This window comes from Rhizobium phaseoli (genome assembly GCF_003985125.1).
Classification (GTDB): Bacteria; Pseudomonadota; Alphaproteobacteria; order Rhizobiales; family Rhizobiaceae; genus Rhizobium; species Rhizobium phaseoli.
The window spans coordinates 1-26,614 of the sequence record NZ_ML133589.1 but is presented as its reverse complement, the minus strand read 5'-3'; the positions used below and the strand labels follow the sequence as shown (position 1 = coordinate 26,614).

At 62.8% G+C, this 26,614-nt stretch carries 29 protein-coding genes and 1 pseudogene; 20 read left to right on the top strand and 10 right to left on the bottom strand.

The features are described from left to right. Positions 1-165 precede the first annotated feature (165 nt). The gene (locus EFD56_RS27545; RefSeq protein ID WP_126906790.1) at positions 166-1,173 is read left to right on the top strand and encodes an asparaginase; all 1,008 of its coding nucleotides are present in this window, start codon (positions 166-168) and stop codon (positions 1,171-1,173) included. Here EFD56_RS27545 and EFD56_RS27540 read toward each other — a convergent pair whose 3' ends face one another. Continuing rightward, a complete protein-coding gene (locus tag EFD56_RS27540; protein ID WP_126906789.1) occupies positions 1,174-1,929 on the bottom strand; it encodes a DeoR/GlpR family DNA-binding transcription regulator in 756 nt (251 codons plus the stop codon). Between the two features lie 141 nt (positions 1,930-2,070). Between EFD56_RS27540 and EFD56_RS27535 the strand changes: the two genes are divergently transcribed. Both EFD56_RS27535 and EFD56_RS27530 read left to right on the top strand, forming a co-directional pair. Beyond that, complete coding sequence (locus tag EFD56_RS27535) at positions 2,071-2,427, top strand: hypothetical protein (protein ID WP_016734452.1); 357 nt, start codon at positions 2,071-2,073, stop codon at positions 2,425-2,427. Between the two features lie 285 nt (positions 2,428-2,712). After that, a complete protein-coding gene (locus tag EFD56_RS27530; RefSeq protein WP_126906788.1) occupies positions 2,713-3,333 on the top strand; it encodes a glutathione S-transferase family protein in 621 nt (206 codons plus the stop codon). A 45-nt stretch (positions 3,334-3,378) separates the two neighbouring features. On the opposite strand, the gene EFD56_RS27525 is transcribed toward EFD56_RS27530, so the two are convergent. From EFD56_RS27525 to EFD56_RS27510, 4 genes are all read right to left on the bottom strand, one after another. Continuing rightward, the gene (locus EFD56_RS27525) at positions 3,379-3,786 is read right to left on the bottom strand and encodes a type II toxin-antitoxin system VapC family toxin (protein ID WP_010025678.1); all 408 of its coding nucleotides are present in this window, start codon (positions 3,784-3,786) and stop codon (positions 3,379-3,381) included. Next, positions 3,786-4,040, bottom strand: a complete 255-nt coding sequence (locus tag EFD56_RS27520; protein ID WP_126906787.1) for a type II toxin-antitoxin system Phd/YefM family antitoxin — start codon at positions 4,038-4,040, stop codon at positions 3,786-3,788. The genes EFD56_RS27525 and EFD56_RS27520 overlap by 1 nt, the downstream gene beginning before the upstream one ends. A gap of 103 nt (positions 4,041-4,143) precedes the next feature. Then, the gene (locus tag EFD56_RS27515) at positions 4,144-5,121 is read right to left on the bottom strand and encodes a phosphodiester glycosidase family protein (protein WP_126906786.1); all 978 of its coding nucleotides are present in this window, start codon (positions 5,119-5,121) and stop codon (positions 4,144-4,146) included. Positions 5,122-5,269: 148 nt separating this feature from the next. Continuing rightward, positions 5,270-5,464, bottom strand: a complete 195-nt coding sequence (locus EFD56_RS27510; RefSeq protein ID WP_126906785.1) for a hypothetical protein — start codon at positions 5,462-5,464, stop codon at positions 5,270-5,272. A gap of 133 nt (positions 5,465-5,597) precedes the next feature. On the opposite strand from EFD56_RS27510, the gene EFD56_RS27505 reads away from it, so the two are divergent. Beyond that, a complete protein-coding gene (locus tag EFD56_RS27505) occupies positions 5,598-6,494 on the top strand; it encodes a LysR substrate-binding domain-containing protein (protein WP_126906784.1) in 897 nt (298 codons plus the stop codon). Positions 6,495-6,601: 107 nt separating this feature from the next. Here EFD56_RS27505 and EFD56_RS27500 read toward each other — a convergent pair whose 3' ends face one another. Next, on the bottom strand, positions 6,602-7,267 hold the full coding sequence (locus tag EFD56_RS27500) for a glutathione S-transferase family protein (RefSeq protein WP_126906783.1): 666 nt from the start codon (positions 7,265-7,267) through the stop codon (positions 6,602-6,604). Between the two features lie 230 nt (positions 7,268-7,497). Between EFD56_RS27500 and EFD56_RS27495 the strand changes: the two are divergent. Together EFD56_RS27495 and EFD56_RS27490 are read left to right on the top strand one after the other, a co-directional pair. Next, positions 7,498-7,724 (top strand): annotated as a pseudogene (locus tag EFD56_RS27495) (hypothetical protein). Positions 7,725-7,742: 18 nt separating this feature from the next. Further along, on the top strand, positions 7,743-8,207 hold the full coding sequence (locus EFD56_RS27490) for a YbhB/YbcL family Raf kinase inhibitor-like protein (protein ID WP_126906782.1): 465 nt from the start codon (positions 7,743-7,745) through the stop codon (positions 8,205-8,207). Between the two features lie 65 nt (positions 8,208-8,272). Here EFD56_RS27490 and EFD56_RS27485 read toward each other — a convergent pair whose 3' ends face one another. Continuing rightward, positions 8,273-9,640 carry a TIGR03808 family TAT-translocated repetitive protein gene (locus EFD56_RS27485; RefSeq protein WP_126906781.1) on the bottom strand — a complete coding sequence of 456 codons (1,368 nt, stop codon included), beginning with the start codon at positions 9,638-9,640 and terminating at the stop codon, positions 8,273-8,275. A 231-nt stretch (positions 9,641-9,871) separates the two neighbouring features. On the opposite strand from EFD56_RS27485, the gene EFD56_RS27480 reads away from it, so the two are divergent. Further along, complete coding sequence (locus EFD56_RS27480) at positions 9,872-12,166, top strand: sensor domain-containing protein (RefSeq protein ID WP_126906780.1); 2,295 nt, start codon at positions 9,872-9,874, stop codon at positions 12,164-12,166. Positions 12,167-12,177: 11 nt separating this feature from the next. Here EFD56_RS27480 and EFD56_RS27475 read toward each other — a convergent pair whose 3' ends face one another. Further along, positions 12,178-12,900 (bottom strand): LuxR family transcriptional regulator, encoded by a 723-nt coding sequence (locus EFD56_RS27475; RefSeq protein WP_126906779.1) that lies wholly within the window; start codon positions 12,898-12,900, stop codon positions 12,178-12,180. Between the two features lie 459 nt (positions 12,901-13,359). On the opposite strand from EFD56_RS27475, the gene EFD56_RS27470 reads away from it, so the two are divergent. Further along, complete coding sequence (locus EFD56_RS27470; RefSeq protein ID WP_126906778.1) at positions 13,360-15,150, top strand: methyl-accepting chemotaxis protein; 1,791 nt, start codon at positions 13,360-13,362, stop codon at positions 15,148-15,150. Between the two features lie 18 nt (positions 15,151-15,168). Here the strand turns inward: EFD56_RS27470 and EFD56_RS27465 are convergent, their stop codons facing one another. Beyond that, on the bottom strand, positions 15,169-16,140 hold the full coding sequence (locus EFD56_RS27465) for a glycerophosphodiester phosphodiesterase family protein (protein WP_126906777.1): 972 nt from the start codon (positions 16,138-16,140) through the stop codon (positions 15,169-15,171). A gap of 114 nt (positions 16,141-16,254) precedes the next feature. Here EFD56_RS27465 and EFD56_RS27460 point away from each other — a divergent pair, with 114 nt between their 5' ends. The 11 genes from EFD56_RS27460 to EFD56_RS27410 all read left to right on the top strand — a co-directional run bounded on the left by EFD56_RS27460 (position 16,255) and on the right by EFD56_RS27410 (position 25,070). Further along, on the top strand, positions 16,255-17,061 hold the full coding sequence (locus EFD56_RS27460; protein ID WP_126906776.1) for an alpha/beta fold hydrolase: 807 nt from the start codon (positions 16,255-16,257) through the stop codon (positions 17,059-17,061). Positions 17,062-17,107: 46 nt separating this feature from the next. Continuing rightward, positions 17,108-18,118, top strand: a complete 1,011-nt coding sequence (locus tag EFD56_RS27455; protein WP_126906775.1) for a ligase-associated DNA damage response exonuclease — start codon at positions 17,108-17,110, stop codon at positions 18,116-18,118. A gap of 198 nt (positions 18,119-18,316) precedes the next feature. Beyond that, positions 18,317-19,942 (top strand): cisplatin damage response ATP-dependent DNA ligase, encoded by a 1,626-nt coding sequence (locus EFD56_RS27450; protein ID WP_126906774.1) that lies wholly within the window; start codon positions 18,317-18,319, stop codon positions 19,940-19,942. 119 nt (positions 19,943-20,061) lie between these two features. Beyond that, complete coding sequence (locus tag EFD56_RS27445) at positions 20,062-20,985, top strand: alpha/beta hydrolase family protein (protein ID WP_126906773.1); 924 nt, start codon at positions 20,062-20,064, stop codon at positions 20,983-20,985. 70 nt (positions 20,986-21,055) lie between these two features. Next, positions 21,056-21,259 carry a hypothetical protein gene (locus EFD56_RS27440; RefSeq protein WP_244425776.1) on the top strand — a complete coding sequence of 68 codons (204 nt, stop codon included), beginning with the start codon at positions 21,056-21,058 and terminating at the stop codon, positions 21,257-21,259. A 55-nt stretch (positions 21,260-21,314) separates the two neighbouring features. After that, positions 21,315-22,013: a nucleotidyl transferase AbiEii/AbiGii toxin family protein gene (locus EFD56_RS27435; protein WP_126906824.1), complete on the top strand. Its 699-nt coding sequence runs from the start codon at positions 21,315-21,317 to the stop codon at positions 22,011-22,013. A gap of 101 nt (positions 22,014-22,114) precedes the next feature. After that, the gene (locus tag EFD56_RS27430) at positions 22,115-22,921 is read left to right on the top strand and encodes a L,D-transpeptidase (protein ID WP_004676040.1); all 807 of its coding nucleotides are present in this window, start codon (positions 22,115-22,117) and stop codon (positions 22,919-22,921) included. A gap of 141 nt (positions 22,922-23,062) precedes the next feature. Then, the gene (locus EFD56_RS27425; protein WP_004676038.1) at positions 23,063-23,797 is read left to right on the top strand and encodes a L,D-transpeptidase family protein; all 735 of its coding nucleotides are present in this window, start codon (positions 23,063-23,065) and stop codon (positions 23,795-23,797) included. Positions 23,798-24,042: 245 nt separating this feature from the next. Then, complete coding sequence (locus tag EFD56_RS27420; RefSeq protein ID WP_004676036.1) at positions 24,043-24,252, top strand: cold-shock protein; 210 nt, start codon at positions 24,043-24,045, stop codon at positions 24,250-24,252. 246 nt (positions 24,253-24,498) lie between these two features. Next, positions 24,499-24,735, top strand: a complete 237-nt coding sequence (rpsU, locus tag EFD56_RS27415; protein WP_003569533.1) for a 30S ribosomal protein S21 — start codon at positions 24,499-24,501, stop codon at positions 24,733-24,735. A gap of 101 nt (positions 24,736-24,836) precedes the next feature. After that, positions 24,837-25,070 carry a hypothetical protein gene (locus EFD56_RS27410; RefSeq protein WP_126906772.1) on the top strand — a complete coding sequence of 78 codons (234 nt, stop codon included), beginning with the start codon at positions 24,837-24,839 and terminating at the stop codon, positions 25,068-25,070. Between the two features lie 94 nt (positions 25,071-25,164). Here the strand turns inward: EFD56_RS27410 and EFD56_RS27405 are convergent, their stop codons facing one another. Continuing rightward, positions 25,165-25,653 (bottom strand): MarR family winged helix-turn-helix transcriptional regulator, encoded by a 489-nt coding sequence (locus tag EFD56_RS27405; RefSeq protein ID WP_037116345.1) that lies wholly within the window; start codon positions 25,651-25,653, stop codon positions 25,165-25,167. A gap of 235 nt (positions 25,654-25,888) precedes the next feature. Here EFD56_RS27405 and EFD56_RS27400 point away from each other — a divergent pair, with 235 nt between their 5' ends. After that, entirely contained in the window at positions 25,889-26,311 is a 423-nt protein-coding gene (locus EFD56_RS27400; protein WP_004676027.1) for an organic hydroperoxide resistance protein, read from the top strand. The last annotated feature ends 303 nt before the right edge of the window (positions 26,312-26,614 follow it).

The window sequence follows — 26,614 nt, the reverse complement described above, 5'->3', positions numbered from 1 at the left end:
GGTGGCGACGGATGACGGAAGCTGGCGGGATGTCCACCACACAATAGCAGGCGCTCCCAAGACAGGCCGCTGGCCCTGCGACGGGCAGCCTAGCCCAAACCCCGTTGGCTTTCGCGCCCTGACGCGTTATGCCTGCGGCATCCCACCAGCATCGGATGAGAGCCCATGACCAATCCCGTCGCCGTCGAAGTCACCCGTGGCCTGCTCGTCGAAAGCCGTCATCGCGGTGCGGTGGCGGTCGTCGATGGCGATGGCAGCCTTGTCTTTTCGCTCGGCGATATCGAGGCCGCCGTCTTCCCGCGATCCGCCTGCAAGGCGATGCAGGCACTGCCGCTCGTCGAAAGCGGTGCAGCCGATGCCTATGGGTTTGGCGACAAGGAACTGGCGCTCGCCTGCGCCTCGCATAATGGCGAGGACGAGCATGTGGCGCTTGCCGCTTCGATGCTGGCGCGCGCCGGCCGGAATGCGGGAGCCCTGGAATGCGGCGCCCATTGGTCGATGAACCAGAAGGTCCTGATCCAGCAGGCCCGCACGCTGGCGGCGCCGACGGCGCTGCACAACAATTGCTCCGGCAAACATGCCGGCTTCATCTGCACCTGCTGCCACCGGGATATCGATCCGACCGGTTATGTCGGTTATGAGCACCCGCTGCAGGTCGAGATCCGCGCGACGATGGAAAGCTTGACCGGCGCCGTGCTCGGCGCGGAAAGCTGCGGCACCGACGGCTGCTCGATCCCGACCTATGCCGTGCCTTTGCGCAGCCTTGCCCACGGTTTTGCCAAGATGGTGACCGGCATCGGACTGGAGCCGTTGCGGGCCAAGGCATCCCGCCGCCTGATCGAGGCCTGCATGGCCGAGCCCTTCTATGTCGCCGGCTCCGGGCGTGCCTGCACGGCGTTGATGCAGATCGCCCCGGGTCGCATCTTCGTCAAAACCGGCGCCGAGGGCGTCTTCTGCGCCGCGATCCCGGAAAAGGGCATCGCCATCGCGCTGAAATGCGAGGACGGCGCCACCCGCGCCGCCGAAGCCATGGTGGCCGCCACACTCGCCCGCTTCTTCGAGACGGAAGAGACGGTGCATGCCGCCCTGATGGCTTTCGCGGCAACCGCGATGCGCAACTGGAACGGCATCCATGTCGGCGATATCAGCGTTACCTCGGCCCTGGCGGAATGACTATGCCGCGGCGATCGTATTATTGAGATCGCGATAGGGCTTCAGTCGTTCGGCCGTCATCTCCGCCGGCACGATCAGCCCCGCCACCTCGGAAATTCCAAGCACCGGGCAAGGCGAGACGAGGTCGAACTTCTCCTGCGTCAGCAGCACATGCGTTTCGGCCGAGCAGCGGGCGATATGGCGTTTGATCGCCGCCTCCTCGAAATCGCCGGTGGATAGGCCGTGCACCGGATGGGCGGCGGTGACGCCGAGGAAGAACAGGTCGGGGCGCAGCTGCGAGATTGCCGCCATCGCCGCTGCCCCGGTCGCCACCATCGAATGTTTGTAGAGCCGGCCGCCGGTCAGGATCACCTCGGCCGTCGGATGGTGCTCCAGCTCGGCCGCAATCGTCGGGCTGTGGGTCGCAACCGTCAGCGGCATGTCGCGCGGCAGATGCCGGGCGATCTCCGCCGTCGTCGTGCCGCCGTCGAGGAAGATCATCTGCCCCGGCCTGATCATCGCCGCCGCCGCCGCCCCGAGCCGCGCCTTGATCTCGGACGAGACGCTGCGGCGGGCGGTGAAATCGGGCAGATCGGGCGACAGCGGCATCGCCCCGCCATGCACCCGTTTCAACAGCCCTTCGGCGGCCATTTCCCTCAAGTCGCGCCGGATCGTGTCCTCCGAAAGCGAAAATTCCCCGGCGACGCGCTTGGCGATCACCTGGCCGTCACGGCGCAATATGTCGAGGATCAAGGCCTTGCGTTGCGTCGTCAGCATCATCTCTCCGCACGAAATTAAACGAGATAGCGTGATCTTGCATGAAATGACTCGACATTCAAGAATCATCGTGCATTTTCGGGAAGTCCCGTGCATGAGGCCGGGAGTGCTCACGCATAGGGCGGAGCGAAGGAGTGGATCATGTTGATTTTGATTGCCGGCCCTTACCGGTCGGGAACCGGCGACGACCCGGAAAAGATGGCCGCCAACCTGAGGCGGCTGGAGGAACCCTCGCACAAGCTGTTTGCGGCCGGCCACGTGCCGATGATCGGTGAATGGGTGGCGCTGCCGATCTGGCACGCCGCCGGCGGCACGTCGGTTGGCGATGCGCTCTACGAAGAGATCTTCCACCCGGTCGCCGGCCGGCTGCTGCAGCTCTGCGAGGGCGTACTGCGCTTGGCCGGCGATTCCAAGGGCGCCGACAACGACGTGCGCATTGCGAGGGAACGCGGCATCCCGGTCTGGCACCGGCTGGAGGATGTGCCGGGCTGCGGGTGAGGGCGAGTTTGTGCCGTGATTTGCCCCTCACCCTAGCCCTCTCCCTGTCAAACGGGGAGAGGGGACATGCCCCGCGAGATGTGGGCGAGGGACGGAGAGGTCACGGCTTGCCCCCTTCGCCCCGCAAGCGGGGGTCCGAAGGACGGGTTGAGACGCGTGGCTCGACCCCGGTTGGTGCCGGCGGGCGGATGAGGGGCGTCCCCACCCAGTGTCAAAACCGCAATCCGCTAGTTCCGGCATCTCGACGGCTGCGCTATACCACTTCCCGAAAGGGAGACGACAACCATGCTGACTTTGTACTACGCGCCGGGTACCTGCGCGCTCGCAAGCCTGATTGCCCTGGAAGAATCCGGCTTGGCCTTCGAAACGAAAAAGCTCAGCCTGCGCGATGGTGAGCAGCGTTCGCCGGATTATCTGCAGATCAATCCGAAGGGACGGGTGCCGGCGCTGGTCACCGACCGCGGCGTGCTGACGGAAACGCCGGCGATCCTCGGTTTCATCGCGGAAAGCGCGCCGGCCGCCAAACTGGCGCCGCTCGGCGATGTCTTCGAAATGGCGCGGCTACAGTCCTTCAACAGCTATCTCTGCTCGACCGTGCATGTGAACCATGCCCATCGCCCGCGCGGCTCGCGCTGGGTCGACGATCTGGCGGCGCTCGAGGCGATGAAGGCGAAGGTGCCGCAGAATATGGCCGATTGTTTCGCCCTGATCGAAGAGACGATGTTCAAGGGCCCCTGGGTAATGGGCGAGACCTATTCGCTCGCCGATCCCTATCTCTTCGTCATGACCGACTGGCTGCCCTCCGACGGCGTCGACCCCGCCCGCTTCGAAAAAGTGAGCGCCCACCACGCCCGCATGCTGCAGCGTCCCGCCGTTCAGCGCGCGCTCGCCTACGATCGCGGCTGATCGCTCACCTGAGGCCCGCGGGGCAGGGGCGCAGAATCCCGGAGGTCATGCCGAGGGTTCCCAAGGGTCGATCACCGATACGCCGGTGTCATTGAAGTCGCCGACATTGCGGGTGACGACGATCAGATCATGGACGATGGCGGTGGCGGCGATCAGTCCATCGATGTCGCCGCGCGGCCGGATCGCGGCGATTCGGCCCCATTCCACGGCGATCTGATCTGTTACCGGCAGGATGCGAGCGCCGTGGTCATGGCGCAGCTTGCGCAGCCACTCGGCAAGGTGGCCTGCGGCCTTCGGATCCGACTTCTGTTTGAGGGCAATGCCGCGCATGATCTCGCCAAGGGTCAGGGCGCTCAGATGGATGCTCAGCGGGTCGACGGAGCGCAGCCAGGTAACCGCCTGCGGCGTGCCGCGCCGCGCCTCCGAGACGATGTTCGTATCAACCAGATACATCAGAAGGTCACGCCGCGGCTTGGGTTCTTGGCCCGAGCTTCCACCGCATCGGCAAGCTCGTCGTCCCAGGCAGGACCGCCCAGCAGATCGTCGACCAGCGTCGGGCGGCCGGCGCGGAGGGCGTCGTAATCGCGGGCGGATAAGACGACAGCCGTCCGCTCTCCGCGCAACGTTACCACCTGCGGCCCCTCATCTCGCGCCCTCTGAACTACCTTCGAGAACTGATTCTTGGCGTCTTGCAACTGCCATTCCATGAGACGTCTCCTGGCTAGCCTGTCTAGCTATCTACGCCGGGAAAAGCGGCAGGTCAATGCGCGCGTCATCGGATGGGCGCCTTTCAGCGCAGTGCCGATCGACCTATTTCCGCTCGACCGTCAGCACCATCGGCATGGCCCAGTTGGCTTCGGAAATCGGCCAGCGGAGCAGGCTTACTGTGTTGCCGTCCGCCTGAGACTCCCACCGTGCGTAGAATTTTTGCCGATAGCCATTCAGCCGCACGCTCCGGCAGGCGACGGGACCGCCGTCAAGATTGAGCGCGACCTTGAGATTGAGCGGCGAGGTCTTGAGAAACTCTGCCAGCCGGTCGAGGGAAAAGAACGCTTCCTTTGTCGTCCCGATGACGACACGCCCCAGATCGTCTTTGGCGACAAACGTACGGTTGGCGAGCCAGCGGCTTTTCACATTCACATGCGTTTGCCCGTCATCGCCGATCAGGAGCGGATAGGAGACCATGGCGTTCGAGGCGCCGACAAAGGCTGTCTGCCAATCCTGATGCGAGAGGTCACGGATCTCGGCAGTGTCTTTGTCGGCAGTGAAGGCGCCGGCCCGCGCGTCATACTGCTGAGGACCCATCGCAATGCCCTCGCTGATGAAAGGCGTATCGGGCCTGCCATGTTTGTCGAAATAGCTGCCGTTGACGATGAGCACGGCGTTCGGCAAAGCCTTTTCCCATTCGTCGATGCCCTTATCGCCCGCAGCCGCATTATGCGTGACGAATCGAAAGCGGGCCGGGTCAACTCTGCTGAGAAAGATCCGGTCGACTTCGCGGCCATCGGCAAGAACCGGCAGCTCCGCCACCTCGAAGCCCGGCTCCGGCTCCTGCCAGACCAGCGGCCCGGGCAGGACCGCCGGGACCACGGGGCTCAACGCCAAACGCATGGAGGCGGAAAGGCGATCATCGTCAGGTTTCATGTCGGTCCAATAGGTCCCGCCGCGCCGCAAGACGGTGTTGAAACCGTAAACACCCGCGACCTGCCAGAGCCAGCCGGCGCCGACGACAATCACGACCGTGAAAATTGCGAGGAGTCCGAATAGGATTTTTCGAATGGATGGCACTGAAAATCTCTTTGCTGAAATAGATAGGCTTCGCGACGCCGGGTTTGACGTGGCTCGCGCGAATGCAGGTGCCAAGTAAGGTTTTTCTACGGCGACGCGCAATTTGTGGGCCGACACAGAGCGATTCAGCAAATGAGCGGCAGCCGTCTCACGCGGCTGTCGTCAGCGGCGTCCTGGTCTCTGCGCTTGCGTCAGTCTCCATTCCAAGCGGCAGATCAGCGATTTCGCGCAACGACATGTGCTCGATCTCGGGGTGTCGCAGCGGATCGTCCTTCCAGATTGGAGCGGTGTCCGCGCCCTCCGTGGCAAGGGCGGGCTTCAAGAAAAACTTCAGCAATGACATGGTATGCCTCGCTTTCTCCAGCGTGACGAAAATGGTGATCCCGCACCGGCTGGGATCGCCTATGCCACCAATCTGTGCGCCGGCAGCCAGATTTTCAATTGAGATTACCGAGCCGCTGTTATAGAAAAACTATATGAAGAACCTCAACACGGTGCACCTCAACGGCCTCAGGGCACTCGATGCCGTCGGCCGGCTCGGCTCGCTGCAGGCCGCCGCCGACGAGCTTGGCGTCTCGGTCGGCGCCGTCAGCCAGCAGGTGATCAAGGCCGAAGCGCAACTGGGGCAGGTGATCTTCGAGCGCACCGCCCGCGGCATGATCGCCACCGAAGCCGGCCGGCCGGTGCTGCATGCGCTCGACGAGGGTTTTGCCCGTCTTTCGGCGGCGGTGTCGATCGCCAGCCGCAAGGATGATGCGATCCTGACTATCTCGGTGGCGCCGGTCTTCGCCGCCCGCTGGCTCGTTTGCCGGCTCGATCGTTTCGCCGAGCGACATCCCGACATCGAGCTGCGGCTGGATGCGACGCACAATCTCGTCAATCCGGCGCTTGGCGATGTCGATATCGGCATCCGTGTCGGCGCTGGCAAATGGCCAGACGTGAAGGCCGAACTGCTGCTGCAACAGGAGGTCTTTCCGGTCTGTTCGCCCGAAATGGCGGCGAAATTGAAAGAGCCCGCCGATATCCTGAAGCTGCCTGCCATCATCGATGGCCATGCCATGTTCGGCTGGGAGGTCTGGATGCGCGAGGCGGGGCTATCGGGCGCCACGCCTGTGACCCGTCACGTCTTCAACGACGCCTCGCTCTGTCTCGATGCGGCGATCGCCGGCCAGGGCGTGATGCTTGCCTGGCAGACGCTTGCCGCCTTTGCGCTGGCCGAAGGCCGGCTGGCGGCTCCCTTCGGCATTCGCGCAAAGACCGGTTTCGGCCATTATTTCATTGCCGCCGAGGGTGCGCGCGAGCCGAAGAAGGTCAAGGATTTCAAGGCGTGGATCCGCGAAGAAATGGACGGTACGCTCGCCTTGTTCCGCTAAAGCATGTCGCGCTAAACTGTGCAGCGGTTTTCCCAGGCACAGCGCGAAGCGCGTTTGCCGCAACGACATGCGCAAAAACAAAAAGCTAAAGCGCGACGCGCTTTAGATCAAACCTCGATCGGTTCCTTGCCGCGCGTCTCCTGCATTCTCTTGTAAGCGGGGCGGGACTGGCAGCGCTCGATCCAGGCCTTGACGTTCGGATAGGCATCGAAAAGCGCTGCCTCGCTCTGGGCATAGCGCAGCACCTCGGCAATGTTGAGATCGGCGACGGTGAAGCGGTCGCCGACGATCCACTGGCGGCCGGCAAGCTGGCTTTCGAGCCCCGCAAGCGGCCGACGCAGCCCGTAACAGGCGGCCGCGATCGTCTCCTTGCCCTCGGCGCTGTTTTCCAGGCCGTTATCATAGGTCAGCACGATCCGGACCGAATGCGGCTCGACCTGCGAGGCCGCCCACACCGTCCACATCGTCAGCAATCCGTCTTCCTCGACGGTTTGGCCCGACAGCGGCCCGCCATGTTTGCGGGCGAGGTAGAGATTGATCGCCAGCGACTCGTGCATGACGAGGTCGCCGTCGGCAATGCTGGGGATCTGACCCATCGGATTGACGGCGGCGAACTCGGCCGAATGGGTGTTGAGCGGCGCCTCCGCGGCGAGCGGGTCGGCGAGCCGCCTGGCCTGCAGCACCGGCACCGAGCGGAATTCGAGCCCGAGCTCTTCCGCCATCCAATAGACGCGCGAGGCGCGTGAACGATAGACCCCGTAAATTGTCAGCATCACCATATCCCCTTGATGTGTCGGAGAAACCGTAATCGCCCGATCTCCCTCGGAAAAGTCTTCGTCGCTGATGGAATGATGAAAGCTTTTGATAGAGCTGCGTAACTCCGAAAATCACAGGCAGAATTGCCCGGCCCCGGGGAACAATGAGAAGGCCGGCGGGTTCGACCCTGATGCTGGCGCCGGCGAGGCGTCCAAAGAGGGCATGTGCTCAGACAAGGAGGAATGTCATGACGGGGAAAAAGACCCATGAGCAGCAGCTTCGCGTCATCGAAAAACGCGAGAAAACCGCAAACGCCGATGATGGTTTCGACGCCGAAGCAGATCTGCAACGCAATGCGCAGGCGAAAGAGGCCGCGATCTGAAGCCCGATCCGGATGCGGGGAACGATGATCGCACGATCGCGCGCGGCCGCAATCAGGAAAGCCAGCATAAGAAGGGAAGCGGTCGTCCCTGAGACGCTAAGGAGACTGTCATGACTTTGACATTGATCAGCAAAGCCTTTGCGCAGGATCAGCCGATCCCGAAGAAATATGCCCGTGCGGGCGAGAATCTCTTTCCGCCGCTCGCCTGGAGCGGCGCCCCCGACGAGACCAGGAGCTTTGCTCTGGTGGTCGAGGATCCGGACGCCCCGCGCGGCACCTTCCGCCATTGCGGCATCGCCAATATCCCGGCGCAGTGGAGTGAACTCGCCGAAAGCGCCGACACCGCACCCGAACAGGCGCCGCGGTTCTACAAGAACGATTTCGGGAACGCCCGTTACGACGGCCCGCAACCGCCGGCCGGCGATCGTCCGCATCACTATATCTTCCGCCTCGCCGCCCTCGACGTGCCGAAGCTTTCGATCCCCGATGCCGCCGGCATCAGCGCCATGTGGGCGGAGGCAAAGAAGCATGCCTTGGCGGAAGCGACCGTCACCGGCACCTATCAGACGCAGTGACGACGGTGTGCTCACCTGCGTGAGGTTTTGCCGCGTGCAGAGCCGCCGGCGGTCGTTGCTGGCCGTCAGGACACGCGGTTTCGCTCGATGGTGAGCTGCGCATAGGGCGAGCCGCCGTCCGCCAACTCGCCGGAGACTTTCTTCTCCCACGCGAAGCCGAGAACCGCGCCGTCTTTGGTTTCCTGAAAGACATTGTCGGTGATGACGGCGGTGCCGGCGCCGTCGGCGACCGAGACGGCGCAGCCGACCGGGGCCTTGCGCACCACATTGCCGCTGACGACGACATTGCGCAGATAGGCGCCCCAGCCGATCTGCAGTCCCCAGCGCGGCGCCCCTTCGATCACATTGCCCGACACCAGTGTATCGGCCTCCGCCGCGATGCCGATGCCGAAGCCGACCTCGTGCTGGTAGGGTCCCTTCAGCGTCAGGTTGCGCACGACATTGCCGGTGACGCTGGCGAGCCTGCCACCCTCGTCGAAATTGGCGATCGAGATGCCGTTGGCCGCCCCATCGATCAGATTGGCGGAGACCACGGCACCCTCGAAGGCGAATTCGACATAGATCGCCGTCTCGCCGGACCGCCGGCACTGGTTGCTGCTGATCTGGATGTCCGAGGCCGAATTGGCGCGGATCGCCGTAAAGGCGCAGTCGGAAATATGGTTGTTCACCACCATCACCCCGTCGGCGCGGAAGATGTTGATGCCGTTGCCGTTCTGGCCGGTGCCGCCGTCATTGGCGCGGATGTTGGAAATACGGTTGCCGGATACCACCGTGCCGTCTTCCGCCTTCTTCCAGCGATGCACGAGAATGCCGCCATTGCCGCAATCGGCGATCGTATTGCCGGTGACCGAAAGATTGGCGGAATCGATGGCGTAAAGCCCCGATTGGGCAGCGCCTGAGATGCGGCTGCGTTCGATCCGCCCGCCGCAGCGCTCCAGCTGCAGGCCGTGCTTGCGGCTGCCGCCGATCTCGCAATTGTCGATCAGCACCTCGTCGACGCCGGTAAATTGCAGGAGCCCGCCGGCATAATCGCCGAGCCAGCGGTTGCCGCCGTCGATGACGAGATTGGAAAGCTCGATGCGCCGCACATTCTCGGCCGCAAAGAGATGGCCGTCGCCGGTATAGACGATCCGCGACGCGCCCGGCACGCCCGTAATGCGGGTATTGTCGGGCAAGGTGAGATTGGAGATCCGGTAGGTGCCGGGCGGTAGGAAGACCGGCACATTCTCGGCCGCCGCCCGTTTGATCATCTGCTCCAGGTTGCGGGCCTTGCGGTCGCCGCTTTCGGGAACGGCGCGATATTCGACCGCGTCGATCGCGCCGCGCAGGTCGGGCTGGGCGGCTGCCGTCAGCGGCGAGGCCAGCGCGCGCGACGCCCCGCCCGCAACCGCTGAGGCGGCGAGAAAGAGAAGCGTGTCGCGGCGTGAAGGCATTCCAGGCGCTCCTGTCATGGCGCCCTCGTAGCAGGAAACGTGCCATCCCGCCTGTCTTCTTTTGGCACAAACTTTTCCCCGGCCCGCGAAATTGCCCGTGCGAGCGAGGTTGAGGGCAGGATCTCGCCGCTTATTTTGGCGTGTTGTTCACTCTTTCACTTAAGCAAGCCGAAGGACTTCAGGACTACTTTGAAGGGAAATGACGATTGCGGGGCCGGGGAGAATGGGGTTATGCACGAAACAGCCAGGCGATGGGAATCGGCCGAGGCTCTGACGGCCGAAACGCGGCGCTTCGTCGCCGCGACCGAGGCAATGATGGCGTCGACCGCCCACCACCTCTCCGAGGGCGTCGAGAACCTGCGCCTGAAAGCGATCATCCACGAACTGCCCGATTTCCTCTACGTCAAGGATCGTGACAGCCGCTTCGTCTTCGCCAATGCCGTCACCGCCAGCAACCTTGGCTTCGGGAGTGCCGAAGAGCTCACCGGCAAGCGCGATTTCGACCTGTTCGATTTCGAGGTGGCGCGCCGTCATTTCGATATTGAGCAGCAGATCATGGCGACCGGCCAGGCCCGGATCGACATGGAGGAAACGGTCGTTCTTCCAGGCAGCCCCCGGCCGGTATGCCGGCTGACCTCGAAGATTCCGCTGCGCAACGACCGCGGCGAAATCGTCGGGCTGATCGGAGTTTCCCGCGATATCACCGAACGCAAGCTCCAGGAGGATCTCCATCGCGGCCAGGCGAAACTGCTGGAAATGATCGCCCGCAACGAGCCGCTGCCGATGGTCCTCGAGGCGCTGGTGCTGATGATCGAGGCGCAACTGACCGGCATCGACGGATCGGTGCTGCTGCTCGACAGCGAAGGCACCAGACTCTATCAAGGCGCGGCTCCCAATCTGCCCGGCGGCTACAGCCGCCTGATCGACGGCGTCACGATCGGTCCCAAGGTCGGCTCCTGCGGCACCGCCGCCTGGCGCGGCCAGTCTGTCATCGTCGAGGACGTGATGAGCGACCCGCTGTGGGAGGATTTCCGCGCGCTGGTAGCGCCCTTCGGCTTCCGCTCCTGCTGGTCGACGCCGATCGCCACCTCTGAGAATAATGTGCTCGGCACCTTCGCGCTTTATTCCAGGGAAGTCCGCCGCCCCACAGAGCATGAAATGAAGCTGGTGGCGCTCGCCACGCACATCGCCGGCATCGCCATCGAGCGCAAGCGGGTCCACGACCGCATCCATTTCATGGCCCATCATGATGATTTGACCGGCCTGCCGAACCGCGCCTTCCTGAAGGAGCGGCTGGCCAATATTCTCGATCAGGCCCGGCGCAACAACCGCAAGGTCACCGTCGCCTATATCGATCTCGACAATTTCAAGGACATCAATGACGGCCGCGGTCACGCCGCCGGCGACGAGGTGCTGAAGGAGATCGCCACCCGCATGGCCAACAGCGTCCGCGCCTCAGATATGGTGGTGCGGCTCGGCGGCGACGAATTCCTCGTGGTGCTCGTCCACCAGTCGAGCCACGATGCCGGCATTGCGCGGCGCCTGCGCGAGTTGCAGAAGGCGATCAACCGGCCGATGCGCGGCGAGAGCGGTGATATCGCCGTTACCGCCAGCATCGGCGTCGCCGCCTTCCCCGTCGACGGCGCAACCGCCGAAGAGCTTCTCGCCAATGCCGACCGCGCCATGTACCGGGCCAAGCAGCTCGGCCGCAATACGCTGCAGCATCACGATGGCGCCAGCACGTCGGTCGGCATGCCGCTCGGCGAGCAGGAGGAGCTCCACCAGGCGATCACGGGCGATCAGCTGTTCCTGGAATATCAGCCGCAGGTCGACGTCGCCACCGGCCGCATCACCGGCATCGAGGCGCTGGTCCGCTGGAACCATCCGGCCAAGGGCAGGGTGCCGCCCGTCAATTTCATCCCGCTCGCCGAAGAGACCGGCCTCATCGTTCCCCTCGGCCTCTGGGTGCTGAACGAGGCCTGCCGCCAGGCGCGCGCCTGGCAGGATATGGGTCTCGCGCCGCTGACGATCGCCGTCAACGTCTCGGCCAAGCAATTCGCCGATCCGGATTTCGCAAGCCATGTCGCCGAGGCGCTGGAGCGTCACCGCCTGCAATCCCACTGGCTGGAACTCGAGGTCACCGAAAGCGTGGTGATGCAGGATGCCGAACGCGCGCTGGCGATGATGGCATCGCTGCGGGCGCTCGGCGTGCGCCTGTCGATCGACGATTTCGGCTCCGGTTACTCCAGCCTTGCGGCGCTGAAGACCTTCCCCTTTGACCGGCTGAAGATGGACCGGTCGCTGGTCGAGGCCCTGCCGGGCGACAAGACCGCCGTCGCCATCGCCTCCGCCGTCATCTCGCTGGCGCAGACGCTGAAGCTTTCGGTTCTCGCCGAAGGCGTAGAGACCGATGCCCAGATGGATTTCCTGCGGCAGGCGCATTGCGAGGAGGCGCAGGGCTACCGCTTCTCCAGGCCGGTTTCGCCGGAAGAGATTCCGCCATTGCTGCGGGCGCAGTCGATCTGACCAGGAAAGGCCTAAACCCGAATGATATTGAGGCGCAGAGCGCTGACGACTGCCTGTGTTCTCGTCGTGCATCCGAGCTTCTTGATCACGCTGCCGATATGATTGTTGACAGCGTTTTCCGACAGATCGAGAAGTTTGGCGATTTCGCTGCTCTTCCTGCCCCCAGCCGTCAGCCTCAGGCAGTCCAGCTCGCTCGACGTGAAGGCAATCGGCTTGTGTTTTTCGTTCAGTGTCAGCTGTGAGAGCCGATCATAAATCAATGTGGCGATAAACAGGATCTTCGCCATTTCGACCATGCTGAAATTCCGGGGTCCCGAAATCGATAGGGCACCGCGTCCAGCCGCGGCATCATGCACGGGAAAATAGGCGCCCTTTTCCATGCCGTACCGCCTGAACAACTCTATGACGGTGGACTTCTTGGCTTCTCCGCGATTGGTATTGATCGCCTCGACATCATAGTTGAAGGGGCTGGTCGACCTCAGCATCCGCCGGATGACAGGACTGTCGACCAACAGGTTATGGGCGTCGTAATAATCGACCATCTCCGCCGGCCAGTTGGTGATGATCTTTGTCGCGCCTATTTCGACGACGTCGACCGTAGGGAGCGTCATGATCAGGAAAGCCGTCATGCCCAGGTCCTGGGTAAGACGCTTCATATATTTGAAGACTTCGTAATGCGTGTTGAAGCCTGCAGCGACTTCTTCAATTCGGCTGAACTCGGCCTCGAGCGGCATGTCTTTCTCCGATCGCTTTCGCGGCGCCTGGCGGCTGAGGTGTCCACTTATCCGCTCGTATCGGAAGTTGATTCTGCATGCTCCAAGCACGGTGGAATATGCATCTGCCGAGAATAAACGGAAAGGCCCTTAGCTGCCGGCAACAGACGGACGGCCGTTGCTTAACAAAGAGTTTACGGATCTTAGAACTGTTCGGAGCGGCCGAGGCCAAAAACTCAGTAACCTCGCGTTCGCCAACTTCCCGGAAAATCGGCTTCCGACGCGGAAATCGTGTTTCAAGCCAATGATTCTGTTTTCTTATTTGTCGATTCGGCTCGAACGTCGGCCATCGGATTTCGCAATGGCTCGGTCAAAGGAAGCTTAAAGAATTTATCGGATTTTATTTCAGGGGTGCCCGTCCAGCGCAAATCCGTGATGGGTGGCGGCAGTCATTCGCTCGATGTGAGCTAGGGGAAGAGCATGAAGACAATAGGATTCGGCTTCGGTTCGGATGCCAAGGCCGTCCTGGCGGCGATGAGCAGATCGCAGGCCATCATCGAATTCGACCTCACCGGCAGGATTCTGACCGCCAATGCCAATTTCTGCGCTGCGCTCGGGTACCAATTGTCCGAGATTGTCGGCCAGCATCACCGGATGTTCGTCGAACCCGCGGAAGCCTCGTCGGCCGACTATCGCGAATTCTGGGCGAAGCTCGGCCGAGGCGAGTTCGACCAGCGCCAATACAAGCGTATCGGCAAGGGCGGCAAGGAAATCTGGATCGAAGCCTCCTATAACCCGGTCCTCAGTGGCGGCAAACCCTACAAGGTGGTGAAATTCGCGACCGATATCACCAGGCAGAAGCTGCAAAGCGCCGAGGATGCCGGCAAGATCAGCGCGCTGTCGCGCGCTCAGGCGGTCATCGAATTCACGCCGAAGGGCGAGATCTTGACGGCGAACGAGAATTTCCTGTCCGCGCTCGGCTATCAGCTTGGCGAGATCCAGGGCCGTCACCATTCGATGTTTTGTGACAGCGCTTACGCCAACAGTGACGATTACCGGCGGTTCTGGGCGCGGCTGTCAGCCGGCGAATTCGTGGCCGACGAGTTCCTGCGCATCGGCAAGGGCGGCAAAAAGGTTTACATCCAGGCTTCCTACAATCCGATCTTCGACATGAACGGCAGGGTGTTCAAGGTCGTCAAGTTCGCGACCGACGTGACCGCCCGCGTCAACAACGTCGATCAGTTGGCGGCTTGCCTGATGGCGCTGTCCGCCGGCGACCTGACCCAGGAAGTCGCAACCCCGTTCATTCCGACGCTGGAAAAAATTCGGACCGACTTCAACGCCGCCGTCGGCAAGCTGCGCGCAGCGATGCAGGCCGTGGCCGAAAACGCAACCGGCATCGCTGCAGGCGCCCAGCAGGTTCGTTCCGCCTCGGATGATCTGTCGAAGCGCACGGAACAGCAGGCGGCCTCCGTCGAGGAAACCGCAGCCGCCCTTGAAGAGATCACCACAACGGTCTCCGATTCGAGCAACCGCGCCCAGGAAGCCGGCCAGCTGGTTCGAAGGACGCGCGAGAACGCCGAGCGTTCCGGCGCGGTAGTCCGCAGCGCCGTCGATGCGATGGGCAAGATCGAAACATCGTCCGCAGAGATCGGCAACATCATCGGCGTCATCGACGAAATCGCCTTCCAGACCAATCTCCTGGCGCTTAACGCCGGCGTCGAGGCGGCGCGCGCGGGCGATGCCGGCAAGGGTTTTGCGGTGGTCGCGCAAGAGGTTCGCGAGCTTGCTCAAAGATCGGCCAAGGCGGCAAAGGAGATCAAGGAATTGATCGGGGCCTCCAACGAGCATGTGAAGAGCGGGGTGACGCTGGTCGGCGAAACCGGCAAGGCTCTCGAAGAGATCGTCGCCCAGGTTCAGCAGGTCAACAGCAATGTTCTTGCGATCGTCGAGAGTTCAAGGGAGCAAGCGACGGGGTTGAAGGAAATCAACACCGCGGTAAACACCATGGACCAGGGCACGCAGCAGAACGCCGCTATGGTCGAGGAATCGACGGCTGCCGCACATAGCCTCGCCAAGGAAGCCGACGCGCTTTTCCAACTGCTGGGCCAGTTCAATATCGGCGGCCCAGCCTCACGCCAGCAGCGCCCCACCATGGCAACTGCCGCTTCCAGGCCCGTCGCATCAGCGCCGCGGGCAATGGCTGCAAAGGTCGGCGCAGCCTTCCATGGCAACGCGGCAGTCGCCGGCGGCGACTGGGAGGAGTTCTGAGGCGGGCGGCGCTCCGCCTTATTCCAGGAGCCGTCCGATCGTCTCGATCTCATTCGTCCAAATGCCTGCCGCATAGTTTGGTGGCAGCCGCGCCAACTGCGCGGGGTCGTCGATACCGGTGGAAAATTCACCGCCTCGATAAGGGCCAAGCACGAAAATTTCGGTGCCGGCATCCTGCATCCGGTTGAGAAAACGGTCAGGCCAGCCCCAGAGCCAGGGCGCGATATTGATCGGCACCAGCATCATCCGCTGCTTGCAGGCATCCGGCATGAGGCCGGTCCAGCCATAGCCGATATAGCCGAACAGGCAGCCCTTGAGACTCTGGCGCGAGGCCGTTTTGATATCGGGCACCAGCCGGCGAAGGACGTCGATCGGCGCATCGCCGCCATAGACGATGATCTCGGCCCGTCGTGCCGCCGAAAGCCCGTTGAGCACGGCGGCAAGCTTTTCCCCCTCGGATGGATCACGGCTCTTGATATTGATGAGGAAGCGCCGATCCGGAAAGGTCGACAGCACCTGCGCCAGCGTCGGCATCAGGCCGATGCCGCGGCCGCGGAAGGGAAAGCTCTTGCCGTCATCGGCCGTATAGCCGTAGCCGATGTCGAGCTTCCGCATCTCAGCCATCGAATGTTCGCGGGTAACGCCGTGGCCGTTGGTGCGGCAGTCGAGTGTCCAGTCGTGGAAGACGGCGAATTGCCCGTCCGTCGTCGGATGCACGTCGATCTCGATGATATCGGCGCCGGCGGCAAACCCTGCCTGCATCGAGCGGATCGTGTTCTCGAGATAATCGTGTTTCGGCGGCAGTATGCGGCTTGCCGTGCAGGTATCGTTCTTCAGATCGGTCTCGTCGAACCGCTGGGCGATACCGCGATGGGCGAGCAGCACCGGCTTTCCCGGCCGATGCGCGGCAAGCAGGCTGCTATTGTTGAGATAGATGGCGGCCGCGGCGAACGCGACCGCCGCCGCGCTATAGAAAAGCTTCCTGCCCATATTGCTCCCCCTGATTGCATCGAAGAAGGCAACAGCTAGAAAGCGATTCTGGTTGTTCTTGGGCCGTTTTCCGGCTTTTCTAAGCGCGTTTATCTCAGGAGAGGACTGGCATCAATGGAACAACAGGACGACGAACTCATCCGTTTCGAAGCCCATGGCGCCGAACCCTTGCCGCCGGCTTCTATCGAAGGTCATGTCGGACGCGCCGGCGCCCGCATCTGGTATGCGAGCTACGGCGCCGGCCCTGCCGTCATCCTGCTGCATGGCGGCCTCGGCCACAGCGGCAACTGGGGCTACCAGGTCCCGGCGCTGCTCCAAAGCGGCCGCCGCGTCGTGCTGATTGATAGCCGCGGCCATGGCCGCAGCACGCGCGATGCCCGTCCCTATAGTTATGAGCTGATGGCATCAGACGTGCTTGCGGTCATGGACGAACTCTCTCTGGAGAAAGCGGCCTTTGTCGGCTGGAGCGATGGCGCCTGCATCGCGCTGATCCTCGCCGCGACGGCGCCGTCACGTGTCGCGGGCGTCTTCTTTTTTGCCTGCAACATGGATCCGAGCGGCACCCTGGAATTCGTTGCGACCCCGGTCATCGACCGTTGCTTCAGCCGCCACGCCAAGGATTATGCGGCCTTGTCGGCCACGCCGGACGATTTCAATGGCTTCGTCGAAGCGGTCAGCCTGATGATGCGCACGGAGCCGAATTATCGGGCCGAAGACCTCGGCCGCATCCGCGTGCCGGTTGCGATCGTGCTCGGCGAACACGACGAGTTCATCAAGCCCGAGCATGCCGAATATCTCGCCCGCAGCATTCCGGACGCTCAGATGATCACTCTCAAGGGCGTCAGCCATTTTGCGCCGCTGCAGCGGCCGGCCGAGTTCAACGCCGCAGTGCTGTCCTTCCTCGACGGGCTCCCGTCTTGAAGCGCTCCCTCTGGCCTCGCGCTCATTTGCCGCTATCTCTTGCTGCATGAGAGCTGACCCGTTGCTTTATCCCGCCCCGGAAGGGCTCTATTGCCCGGAAGGCGGATTCTACGTCGATCCGGTGCGGCCGGTGGAGCGGGCGCTCGTCACCCACGGCCATTCCGATCACGCCCGACCCGGTCACGTGAACGTGCTCGCCACCCGCCAGACGCTCGACATCATGCGGCTGCGCTATGGCGAGGGCTTTTGTGCCGGCGAGCAGAGTGCCGGTTTCGGCGAGGAGCTGCTGATCAACGGCGTCAAGGTGGGCTTTCATCCCGCCGGCCATGTGCTCGGCTCCGCCCAGATCGCCATCGAGAAGAACGGCACCCGCATTGTCGTCTCCGGTGATTACAAGCGCCGCCCCGACCCGACCTGCGCGCCCTATGAGCTGATCGCCTGCGATGTCTTCATCACCGAGGCGACCTTCGGCCTGCCGGTCTTCCATCATCCAGATCCGATCGACGAGACCGGCAAGCTGCTGGCCTCGCTCCGCCAATTTCCCGAGCGAACCCATCTCGTCGGCGCCTATGCGCTGGGCAAGGCGCAGCGGGTCATCCGGCTGTTGCGCGATGCCGGTTATGCCGAACCAATCTATATCCACGGCGCCATGGAAAAACTCTGCGACTATTATATCGGCCAGGGCATCGATCTCGGCGAGTTGCTGCCGGCGACCATCGAAAGCCGCGACAGATCCGCCTTCAAGGGCGCGGTCGTCATCGGCCCGTCTTCGGCCTTCGCCGACCGCTGGGCGCGCCGCTTCAACGAGCCGCTGCCGGCATTCGCCTCCGGCTGGATGATGGTGCGCCAGCGCGCCAAACAGCTCGGTGTCGAACTGCCGCTCGTCATCTCCGATCATTGCGACTGGCCGGAACTGACCGAAACGATCCGGGAGCTGCACCCGGCCGAGGTCTGGGTGACCCACGGCCGCGAAGAGGCGCTGGTGCGCTGGTGCCAATTGCAGGGCATCAAGGCCAAACCGCTGCATCTGGTGGGTTATGAGGATGAGGCGGATTGAGATGAGCTATGTGCTGAAAAACCCCTCCCCAACCCCTCCCCACAAGGGGGAGGGGCTTAACGCGTCGCACCGTCCCACCGCAAAATCTTTGCAGCGAATGCTGAGGTCGAAAGAGGGCAGGGCAATGCGGCGCATTAGCCCCTCCCACCGGTGGGGAGGGGTTGGGGAGGGGTTTTCTTCCCAGAATCGGAGGCCCTCATGAAAGCCTTCGCCGACCTCCTCGACCGCCTCGTGCTGACCCCCAGCCGCAACGGCAAGCTCAAGCTGCTGACCGACTATTTCCGCGACACGCCAGATCCCGACCGCGGTTACGGCCTTGCCGCCATCGCCGGCACGCTGGAGGTGCGCAATGTCAAGCCGGCCATGCTGCGCGAGCTGGTGCTCGAGCGCATGGACGAGGTACTGTTCCGCTATTCCTACGATTATGTCGGCGATCTCGCCGAAACCATCTCGCTCGTCTGGGACAATGAGCGGGATATAGACCGTTCCGCCCTTGCCCAGCCGCGCCTCGGCGAGGTCGTCAGCCGCATGAACGGGCTCGGCCGCACCGAAGTGCGCGGCTATGTCCGCGACCTGCTCGACCGGCTGGATTCCTCCGGCCGCTTCGCCTTCATCAAGCTGGCGACCGGGGCCATGCGCATCGGCGTCTCCGCCCGCCTTGCCAAGCAGGCGCTCGCCGATCTCGGCGGCAAGGACGTCACCGAGATCGAAACGCTCTGGCACGGCCTGCAGCCGCCGTATGAGACATTGTTCCAGTGGCTGACGGGCGGCGGCGACAAGCCGGCGCTGGCGACGCCGGCGATCTTTCATTCCGTCATGCTCGCCAATGCGGTGGAGGAGGGGGATCTTACCGGTCTCGACCCGGGCGACTACGCCGCCGAGTGGAAATGGGACGGCATCCGCGTCCAGCTTTCCCGCTCCGGCGACCGGCGCAAGATCTATTCCCGCTCCGGCGACGATATCTCCGGCGCCTTTCCCGATATTCTCGACGCCATCAATTTTTCAGGCGTCGTCGATGGCGAGCTGCTGGTCGGCGGCACCGCCCGCTCCAACAGCCCGACCCGCACCTTCTCCGATCTGCAGCAGCGCCTGAACCGCAAGACGGTGACCGCAAAGATGCTCGACGATTACCCCGCCTTCATCCGCGCCTATGACCTGCTCTTCGACGATGAGGAGGATGTGCGCGGCCGCACCTATGTCGATCGCCGCGAGCATCTTTCCGAAATCATCGACCGCGCCCCCCACGATCGCTTCGATCTGTCGCCGCTCGTGCCGTTCTCATCCTGGGAGGAGCTCGATGCTTTGCGCGCCGCCCCGCCCGATCCGGTCATCGAGGGGGTGATGATCAAGCGCCGCGACAGCATCTACCAGGCCGGCCGCATGAAGGGGCCCTGGTTCAAGTGGAAGCGCAATCCCTACAACGTCGATGCCGTGCTGATGTATGCCCAGCGCGGCCACGGCAAACGCTCCAGTTATTATTCCGATTTCACCTTCGGCGTCTGGGCCGACGACGAGGACGGCGAACAGCTGGTGCCTGTTGGCAAGGCCTATTTCGGTTTCACCGATGCCGAGCTCGAGCTGCTAGACAAGTTCGTGCGCAACAATACGACAGAGCGGTTCGGCCCGGTTCGGGCCGTGCGCGCCGACAGGGATTTCGGCTTCGTCGTCGAGGTCGCCTTCGAGGGCATCAACCGCTCGACACGGCACAAATCCGGGGTCGCCATGCGCTTCCCCCGCATCGCCCGCCTTCGCCCCGATAAACCGCCCTACGAGGCCGACCGGCTGCGCACGCTGATCGCCATGATCGACGCCAAGCCAGGCTGAGTCGCGGGCCGCCTGCGCAACAATGACGCAGGGCGATATTTTCAACAGGATGTGTATTGGCGCCACCGCGGTTTCCGGTGCAAATCTTGCGAGCCGGGGAAATGATTTGGGTGCTGCGCATGAGCTCGCATGAACGAAATTCCTTTTTCCGCCAACGCCGTGCCGTGTTGGCGGGTCTTGCCGGCGCGCTCGTCTTGCCGCGTATGGCCGCCGCCTTCGATGTCCCGGACGAACCGCGCCTTGCCAAGCACGACTACGCCGAGGTCCGCCGCCGTTTTCGCACGAAGCTGCTGCAGAAGGGGCCGGCGCCCGACAAATACGAACCGTTGGCCGCGCCGGCCGACGCCGAGAAGATCTTCTACCGTTCCGGCTATGGCGGCGAGCTGGAGCTGGCGGCCTGGGTTTCCAAATATAAGCGTGAGCGTACGGCGAAGCCGGCCGTGCTTTTCCTGCATGGCGGCAACGCCATGGGTGTCGGCCATTGGCAGCTGATGAAACCCTATATGGATGCCGGCTATGTCGTGATGATGCCGTCGCTGCGCGGTGAAAACGGCCAGAGGGGCAATTTCTCCGGCTTTTACGACGAGGTCGACGACGTTCTCGCCGCTGCCGAGCGCCTGGCGCATCTGCCGGGCGTCGATCCGCAACGCCTGTTCATTGCCGGCCACAGCATCGGCGGCACGCTGGCCATGCTGACGGCGATGAGCACCCAAAAATTCCGCGCCGCCGCGCCGATTTCGGGCAATCCCAACGCCTTCCGCTTCTTCAGCCGCTATCCCCAGGACATCCGTTTCGACGACAGCAATGCGCATGAATTCGAGGTGCGTTCGGCGCTCTGTTACGCCCACAGTTTCAAATGCCCCATCCGGGTGGTTCACGGCACGGAAGAGTCGCATTTCAACGACCGCGCCGATCTGCTCGCCCGGCGCGCCCGCGCCGCGGGCATCCATATCGAAACCGACACCGTCGCCGGCAACCACACCTCGGCGCTGCCGGCCGAGATCGAACAGAGCATCCGCTTCTTCCATGGAGTGGCGGCCTGATTTTTCGCCGCCGCTTCAAATGCAGGCCCATTGGGCCTATATTCCCGGTATGACGACGGACGCAGAGACCATGATCGTGCCGAACGACTTCCCCGAGCTGAAAGGGCTCGTCTGGAATCGTGACCCCGCGCGCGCGATACCTGCCTCGGAGGTTTTTGCGCTGTATGAACGCAACTGGCGTTTCGTCGATGCCAGCAGGCTGACTGAGCGGGAGAAGCGACTGATCCGCCATCTGACCGCCGCCTATGGCAACGGCGTCCTGCTCGTCTCCTGATTTTCCGTTTCTTTATCCTTCGTATTTAGGCTTGGGCGGAAACCAGGTGGCCATTATGGAATTCAGACGTCCCGAACATCGCACCATCGCTGCGGCCCTCCGGCTGATGCGGGCGGATTTTTTTCTGGCCAATAAGTGTTGTTTTGCCGGCGGAACAGCCATCGTCATGAATCTCGACGAATACCGGCTGTCGCTTGACGTCGATTTTCTCTGTGCGGATGGCGAAGGATATCGTGTCCTGCGCCTGGCGGCGATCGAAAGCGGAGCAGGAGCCTTTTTCGGAGAGCCGGTCACGACGCTCAGGGACTTCAGGACCGACCAATACGGCATACGTACGGTCCTTACTCTCGAAGGTCAGGCTATTCGCTTCGAAATCGTGCGCGAAGCGCGGATCGCACTTGAAGGTACTTTTGATTCGCGACTGAACGTGCCAATGCTGTCGCTGCCCGATATGTTCGCCGAAAAACTGCTCGCCAATGCTGACCGCTGCCAGGACAGGGCTGTCGCCTACCGCGATGCTATCGATCTCGGCATGCTTCTTACCCGCTATATCGAGATTCCCGCCGTCGCCGTCACGAAGGCGACGGAAGCTTATGGCCGGGACATCGAACGCAAGATCAGCTGGGTCCTCGCCAGGCTTGAGGACGAGACGGAATTGAAACACGCTGCAAGCGTTCTGCAGATGGACGGCGATCTTGCCGTACGGGCGATCGCCGCCCTTCGCGGCGAGGCGCAGCGGCTCTGGTCGTTTTAATCTCCCGGCTTTTCGCACCTCAACACCAGCCTCGCGCCAGCCGCGAATGCCATCGTCCGGCAGATATCGCTGTCTCGCCGATCGTTGATAAGGGTGGTTCCATGAATATTCTGCGCCGGGTCTTCCCGATTGCCGGGCTGGTGATGGTCGCTGCGTCGCTCAGCGGCTGCAACATCCTCATTCCCGATGTCGCCGCCGATTCGCCCGCCCGCTTCGTCCAGGAAACCTCGCCGGTCTTCTATCAGCCGCCCGGCGTCGATCCGCGCCGCGTGCGGCCGATACCCGATCAGCCGGTGCCGCAGACCCGCGAACTCTACAGGACCCAGTTCAACCAGACCTATGGTCTGCCGGTCACCAACCCCGTGCACGCGACCATGTATGGCGAGTTGCGCGACGAGGACTTCACCCTGCCGGCCATCCCGGTCAGTCGCGTCCAGCCGCAATACCTGCGCCAGGAGGTCGATTACCAGACGGCGGAGCGCCCCGGCACCGTCGTCGTCGATACCAAGGCGCGTTTCCTCTATTTCGTCGAAGGCAACGGCAAGGCGATGCGTTACGGCGTCGGCCTCGGCCGCGACGGTTACGCCTGGTCGGGCCGCGGCGTCATCCAGTGGAAGCAGAAATGGCCGCGCTGGACGCCGCCGGCCGAAATGGTCTCGCGTCAGCCCGATGTCCGCGCTTTTTCGGCCGAAAATGGCGGCATGAATCCGGGGCTGCAGAACCCGCTCGGCGCCCGCGCCATGTATATTTTCAAGGACGGGCAGGATACGCTCTATCGCATCCACGGCACGCCCGACTGGCAGTCGATCGGCAAGGCCACCTCGTCCGGCTGCGTGCGCATGCTGAACCAGGATGTCGTCGATCTCTACGACCGCCTGCCTGCCAGGGCCGAGATCGTTGTGATGTAGCGCTGCAACAGCGCTCTTCATATCGTCGGCTCCATCAGGAACACGTCTGCGTGAAGCTATGGTTTATTTGGCGCAAGCCGATAGATTTCCTCATGTCGTTATCCCAGGATTCCCGCATCAAAAGGAAATCAGTCCCGCGTCATGAGTTCCGATAGCCATCTTTCCCGCCGCAGCTTTCTCTCCCTTTCGGCACTGACGGCAGCCTCCGCGCTCACCGGCTGCGCCTCCTCCGCCAACACCGTGACATCGGGCGACACGTCGATCATCTACCGTTCGCCCATGCGTCTGTTCCAGTCGCCGGGAGCCTCGAGCGTGCCGAGCGGCGCCGAGCTTGCCGTCATGTACGGCCCGGTCGAGGATGGCGGCTTCCTTATTCCCGCCGTCCCTTATGAAGAGATCGATCCGCGCTACTATCGCCAGCGCGTCGTCGATCCCACCGGTCAGCCGCCCGGCACTATCGTCGTCGATACGCCGTCGCGCTTCCTCTATCTCGTCCAAGCCGATGGCATGGCGATGCGTTACGGTGTCGGCATCGGCCGCGAGGGATTTGCCTGGCAGGGATCGGGCGTCATCCAGTGGCGGCAGAAATGGCCGCGCTGGAAGCCGCCGAACGAGATGGTCGCCCGCCAGCCGGAACTCGTCAAATATTCGATCGATAACGGCGGCATGGAGCCGGGTCTGAAGAACCCGCTCGGCGCCCGGGCGCTCTATATCTTCTCGAACGGCGAGGACACGCTCTACCGCCTGCACGGCAACCCCGACTGGCGCTCGATCGGCAAGGCCGTCTCCTCGGGCTGCGTCCGGCTGATGAACCAGGATATCATCGATCTCTACGACCGCGTTCCGACAAAGGCGCCGATCGTCGTCTGGCAGTGATGCCGCCGAGGCGGCCGCCAGCCGGCCGCCTCCGCCGCTTTCCGGCCGCCATTGTCTTGCCAGGAAAAGTTTTATTTCTGATTTAGCATTGCTTAATTCGATAAAAGCCCTACATGGGGCGTATCGAATATTGCTTGTGACCTTTGTCCATGCGCCAAAAGCGCCTCGTCAGATCTCGTCTCAACATCGATACTGCCCGCGGACATCCTTCCCGGGCGCACACAAACGGTTGAAAGGAGATCGTTATGAATTCAGGCGTCGTCAAGTGGTTCAATGGTACCAAGGGTTTTGGCTTCATCCAGCCCGATGATGGTTCCACGGACGTTTTCGTCCACATTTCGGCAGTCGAGCGCGCTGGCATGCGCGAACTCACCGAAGGTCAGAAGGTCCGTTACGACCTCGTTCGCGACAAGCGCTCGGGCAAGAACGCGGCCGACAACCTTCAGGCCGCATGATTTGTCATTCGCCTCGGTCGATCATCGATATGGCGGCACGCTGACCACGGATGTACTGGCAGCGAGCCGGCCAAATGATGGCGGCGGGCCGACCAGGAATGGCGGCGGATGGGCTGAGTGACAGGAAGAGGTCGGGTTCGAGCCCGGCCTTTTTGTTTTGATCGCCCGTTTCGGGCGTCGGGATCGGGACATGCTCCCGGCTTTCATATCTATGGGCGGCCCGGCCGCCGAAGGAAGGACATCGTTTTGCAGGTACTCGTCAGGGATAACAATGTCGATCAGGCGCTGCGCGTACTGAAGAAGAAGATGCAGCGCGAAGGCCTGTTCCGTGAAATGAAGGCGCGCAGCGCGTTCGAGAAGCCATCCGAAAAGCGGGCTCGCGAAAAGGCAGAAGCCATTCGCCGCCAACGCAAACTCGCCCGCAAGAAGCTGCAGCGCGAAGGCCTGCTGCCGGCGCCGAAAAAGGTTCTCCGCGCCCGCTAACCCGGCCGCGAACCTAGCGGCCCGGCCGTGCAGCCACGGCCGGTGAAATCGCGGCCCGCCATGGCGCCGCGGCGCATCGCCAGCACCCGAGAAAGGGGCATATGACCGCCACCAAGGACGAATTCTTCAATCCCGCCAAGCTGTCGCCCCGCGACAAGGCGGAAGCGACCGATCAGACGGCGCGCGCCATCATCGCGGCCGAGGCCTCGGCCCGCGATAAGAAGACGGAAAAGCTGAAGGCGTTGCGCCTGCAGCAGGCGGCCGAGGCGGAAGCGGAAGCCGCGCCCGCAAAGAAGCGCCGGCAGGCGGCCAAAGCCGCTCCGCGGCGGCCTTGATCCTTCCCAGCAGGCTTCGTGAAAGCGAAAATGTGCGCAGCGGTTTTGCGGCAACGCTCCGCGTGAGAACAAGAGCTAAAGCGTTTTAGCGCCTTCAGCCGCCGGCGAGGCCGGCCCGGCCGAGATTGGCCCGCAGCCGATGCAGCATGTCGCGCATCTCTCCCATCTCCTCCAGCGTGCAGCCGGCGGCTTGTCCGATCGCCGTCATGATCGTATCGACCTCGGCCTTCATCGCCTCGCCCTTCGGGGTCAGCGACACGATTACCTGGCGCTCGTCGCGCAGGTCGCGGATGCGCTTGATCAGCCCGCTTTGTTCCAGTCGCTTCAACAGCGGCGACAGCGTGCCGGAATCGAGATCCAGCTGCTCGCCGATCGTCTTCACCGGCAGCTCGCTGCGCTCCCACAGCACCAGCATCACCAGATATTGCGGATAGGTGAGGCCGACCCTGTCGAGGATCGGTTTGTAGGCGCGGGTGAAGGCATGCGCCGTCGCGTAGACCGCGAAGCACAGCTGCTTTTCCAGCCGCTTCTCCTCGTCCGGTATCTGCATCGTCTTTGCCGTTTGCGCTTTCATATCCACCATCCCAGAGCATGATGCCGAAAAGTGTGAGCGGTGTCGGACAACATCATGCTCTCACTTTAAGGTAGAGCAGGATTCAGATTTTGGGCCGAGCCAGCCAAAAATCATTCTGCTCTACGGCTGCGATTGTCTTCTTTTCGACGTGGAAATGCAATTTGCAAAATTAACTTGCGTACAAATTAATTGTGCGATATTAAAAATCCAACCCCGATCGAAGGGCCAACCAAAGGAGATTGTCATGCCTATTCTCTATACGACCCAAGCCTCTGCCACCGGCGGCCGCGCCGGCCGCGCCGTTTCCGAAAATGGCGTTCTCGACGTGACCCTGACCGTTCCGAAGGAACTCGGCGGCGACGGCGCAACCGGCACCAATCCCGAACAGCTTTTCGCCGCCGGTTATTCCGCCTGCTTCCTCGGTGCCCTGAAATTTGTCGCGGGCCAGCAGAAGGTCAAGATTCCCGAGGAAACGACGGTCTCCGCCAAGGTCGGTATCGGCCCGCGCGAAGACGGAACCGGCTTCGGTATCGAAGTGGCGTTGACCGTAAACATCCCCGGCCTCGACCGCGAAACCGCCGAAAAGCTCGCCGCGGCAGCCCACATCGTCTGCCCCTACAGCCACGCCATGCGCACCTCGACCGAGGTTCCGGTCACGGTTGCCTGATTGGAGTAACAGCTGGAAGACCGGCGAGGCAGCCCCTCATCCGCCTGCCGGCACCTTCTCCCCGTAAACGGGGCGAAGGGAACATCCGCGCGCTCTCCGTCGCCCACAGACCTCGCGTGGGGCACGTCCCCTCTCCCCGTCAAACGGGGAGAGGGCTAGGGTGAGGGGCAGCGATTGGTACAGCCCGGGCAGATCCCTGACAGAATGAACCGGGTTGATGGTTGACAAGTCATAGTGCGTCGGAGGGAGGGCTTCCGATGCCATTTGTGGAGACTTGTCGCATGGAAGAACGTGTTCGGATGC

Bases quoted from the DNA above. Each gene is read 5' to 3' on its own strand.
- EFD56_RS27545 (WP_126906790.1), top strand. From the start codon at position 166: ATGACCAATCCCGTCGCCGTCGAAGTCACCCGTGGCCTGCTCGTCGAA.
- EFD56_RS27540 (WP_126906789.1), bottom strand. From the start codon at position 1,929: ATGCTGACGACGCAACGCAAGGCCTTGATCCTCGACATATTGCGCCGT.
- EFD56_RS27535 (WP_016734452.1), top strand. From the start codon at position 2,071: ATGTTGATTTTGATTGCCGGCCCTTACCGGTCGGGAACCGGCGACGAC.
- EFD56_RS27530 (WP_126906788.1), top strand. From the start codon at position 2,713: ATGCTGACTTTGTACTACGCGCCGGGTACCTGCGCGCTCGCAAGCCTG.
- EFD56_RS27525 (WP_010025678.1), bottom strand. From the start codon at position 3,786: ATGTATCTGGTTGATACGAACATCGTCTCGGAGGCGCGGCGCGGCACG.
- EFD56_RS27520 (WP_126906787.1), bottom strand. From the start codon at position 4,040: ATGGAATGGCAGTTGCAAGACGCCAAGAATCAGTTCTCGAAGGTAGTT.
- EFD56_RS27510 (WP_126906785.1), bottom strand. From the start codon at position 5,464: ATGTCATTGCTGAAGTTTTTCTTGAAGCCCGCCCTTGCCACGGAGGGC.
- EFD56_RS27505 (WP_126906784.1), top strand. From the start codon at position 5,598: ATGAAGAACCTCAACACGGTGCACCTCAACGGCCTCAGGGCACTCGAT.
- EFD56_RS27500 (WP_126906783.1), bottom strand. From the start codon at position 7,267: ATGCTGACAATTTACGGGGTCTATCGTTCACGCGCCTCGCGCGTCTAT.
- EFD56_RS27490 (WP_126906782.1), top strand. From the start codon at position 7,743: ATGACTTTGACATTGATCAGCAAAGCCTTTGCGCAGGATCAGCCGATC.
- EFD56_RS27485 (WP_126906781.1), bottom strand. From the start codon at position 9,640: ATGCCTTCACGCCGCGACACGCTTCTCTTTCTCGCCGCCTCAGCGGTT.
- EFD56_RS27480 (WP_126906780.1), top strand. From the start codon at position 9,872: ATGCACGAAACAGCCAGGCGATGGGAATCGGCCGAGGCTCTGACGGCC.
- EFD56_RS27475 (WP_126906779.1), bottom strand. From the start codon at position 12,900: ATGCCGCTCGAGGCCGAGTTCAGCCGAATTGAAGAAGTCGCTGCAGGC.
- EFD56_RS27470 (WP_126906778.1), top strand. From the start codon at position 13,360: ATGAAGACAATAGGATTCGGCTTCGGTTCGGATGCCAAGGCCGTCCTG.
- EFD56_RS27465 (WP_126906777.1), bottom strand. From the start codon at position 16,140: ATGGGCAGGAAGCTTTTCTATAGCGCGGCGGCGGTCGCGTTCGCCGCG.
- EFD56_RS27460 (WP_126906776.1), top strand. From the start codon at position 16,255: ATGGAACAACAGGACGACGAACTCATCCGTTTCGAAGCCCATGGCGCC.
- EFD56_RS27455 (WP_126906775.1), top strand. From the start codon at position 17,108: ATGAGAGCTGACCCGTTGCTTTATCCCGCCCCGGAAGGGCTCTATTGC.
- EFD56_RS27450 (WP_126906774.1), top strand. From the start codon at position 18,317: ATGAAAGCCTTCGCCGACCTCCTCGACCGCCTCGTGCTGACCCCCAGC.
- EFD56_RS27445 (WP_126906773.1), top strand. From the start codon at position 20,062: ATGAGCTCGCATGAACGAAATTCCTTTTTCCGCCAACGCCGTGCCGTG.
- EFD56_RS27440 (WP_244425776.1), top strand. From the start codon at position 21,056: ATGATCGTGCCGAACGACTTCCCCGAGCTGAAAGGGCTCGTCTGGAAT.
- EFD56_RS27435 (WP_126906824.1), top strand. From the start codon at position 21,315: ATGGAATTCAGACGTCCCGAACATCGCACCATCGCTGCGGCCCTCCGG.
- EFD56_RS27430 (WP_004676040.1), top strand. From the start codon at position 22,115: ATGAATATTCTGCGCCGGGTCTTCCCGATTGCCGGGCTGGTGATGGTC.
- EFD56_RS27425 (WP_004676038.1), top strand. From the start codon at position 23,063: ATGAGTTCCGATAGCCATCTTTCCCGCCGCAGCTTTCTCTCCCTTTCG.
- EFD56_RS27420 (WP_004676036.1), top strand. From the start codon at position 24,043: ATGAATTCAGGCGTCGTCAAGTGGTTCAATGGTACCAAGGGTTTTGGC.
- EFD56_RS27410 (WP_126906772.1), top strand. From the start codon at position 24,837: ATGACCGCCACCAAGGACGAATTCTTCAATCCCGCCAAGCTGTCGCCC.
- EFD56_RS27405 (WP_037116345.1), bottom strand. From the start codon at position 25,653: ATGGTGGATATGAAAGCGCAAACGGCAAAGACGATGCAGATACCGGAC.
- EFD56_RS27400 (WP_004676027.1), top strand. From the start codon at position 25,889: ATGCCTATTCTCTATACGACCCAAGCCTCTGCCACCGGCGGCCGCGCC.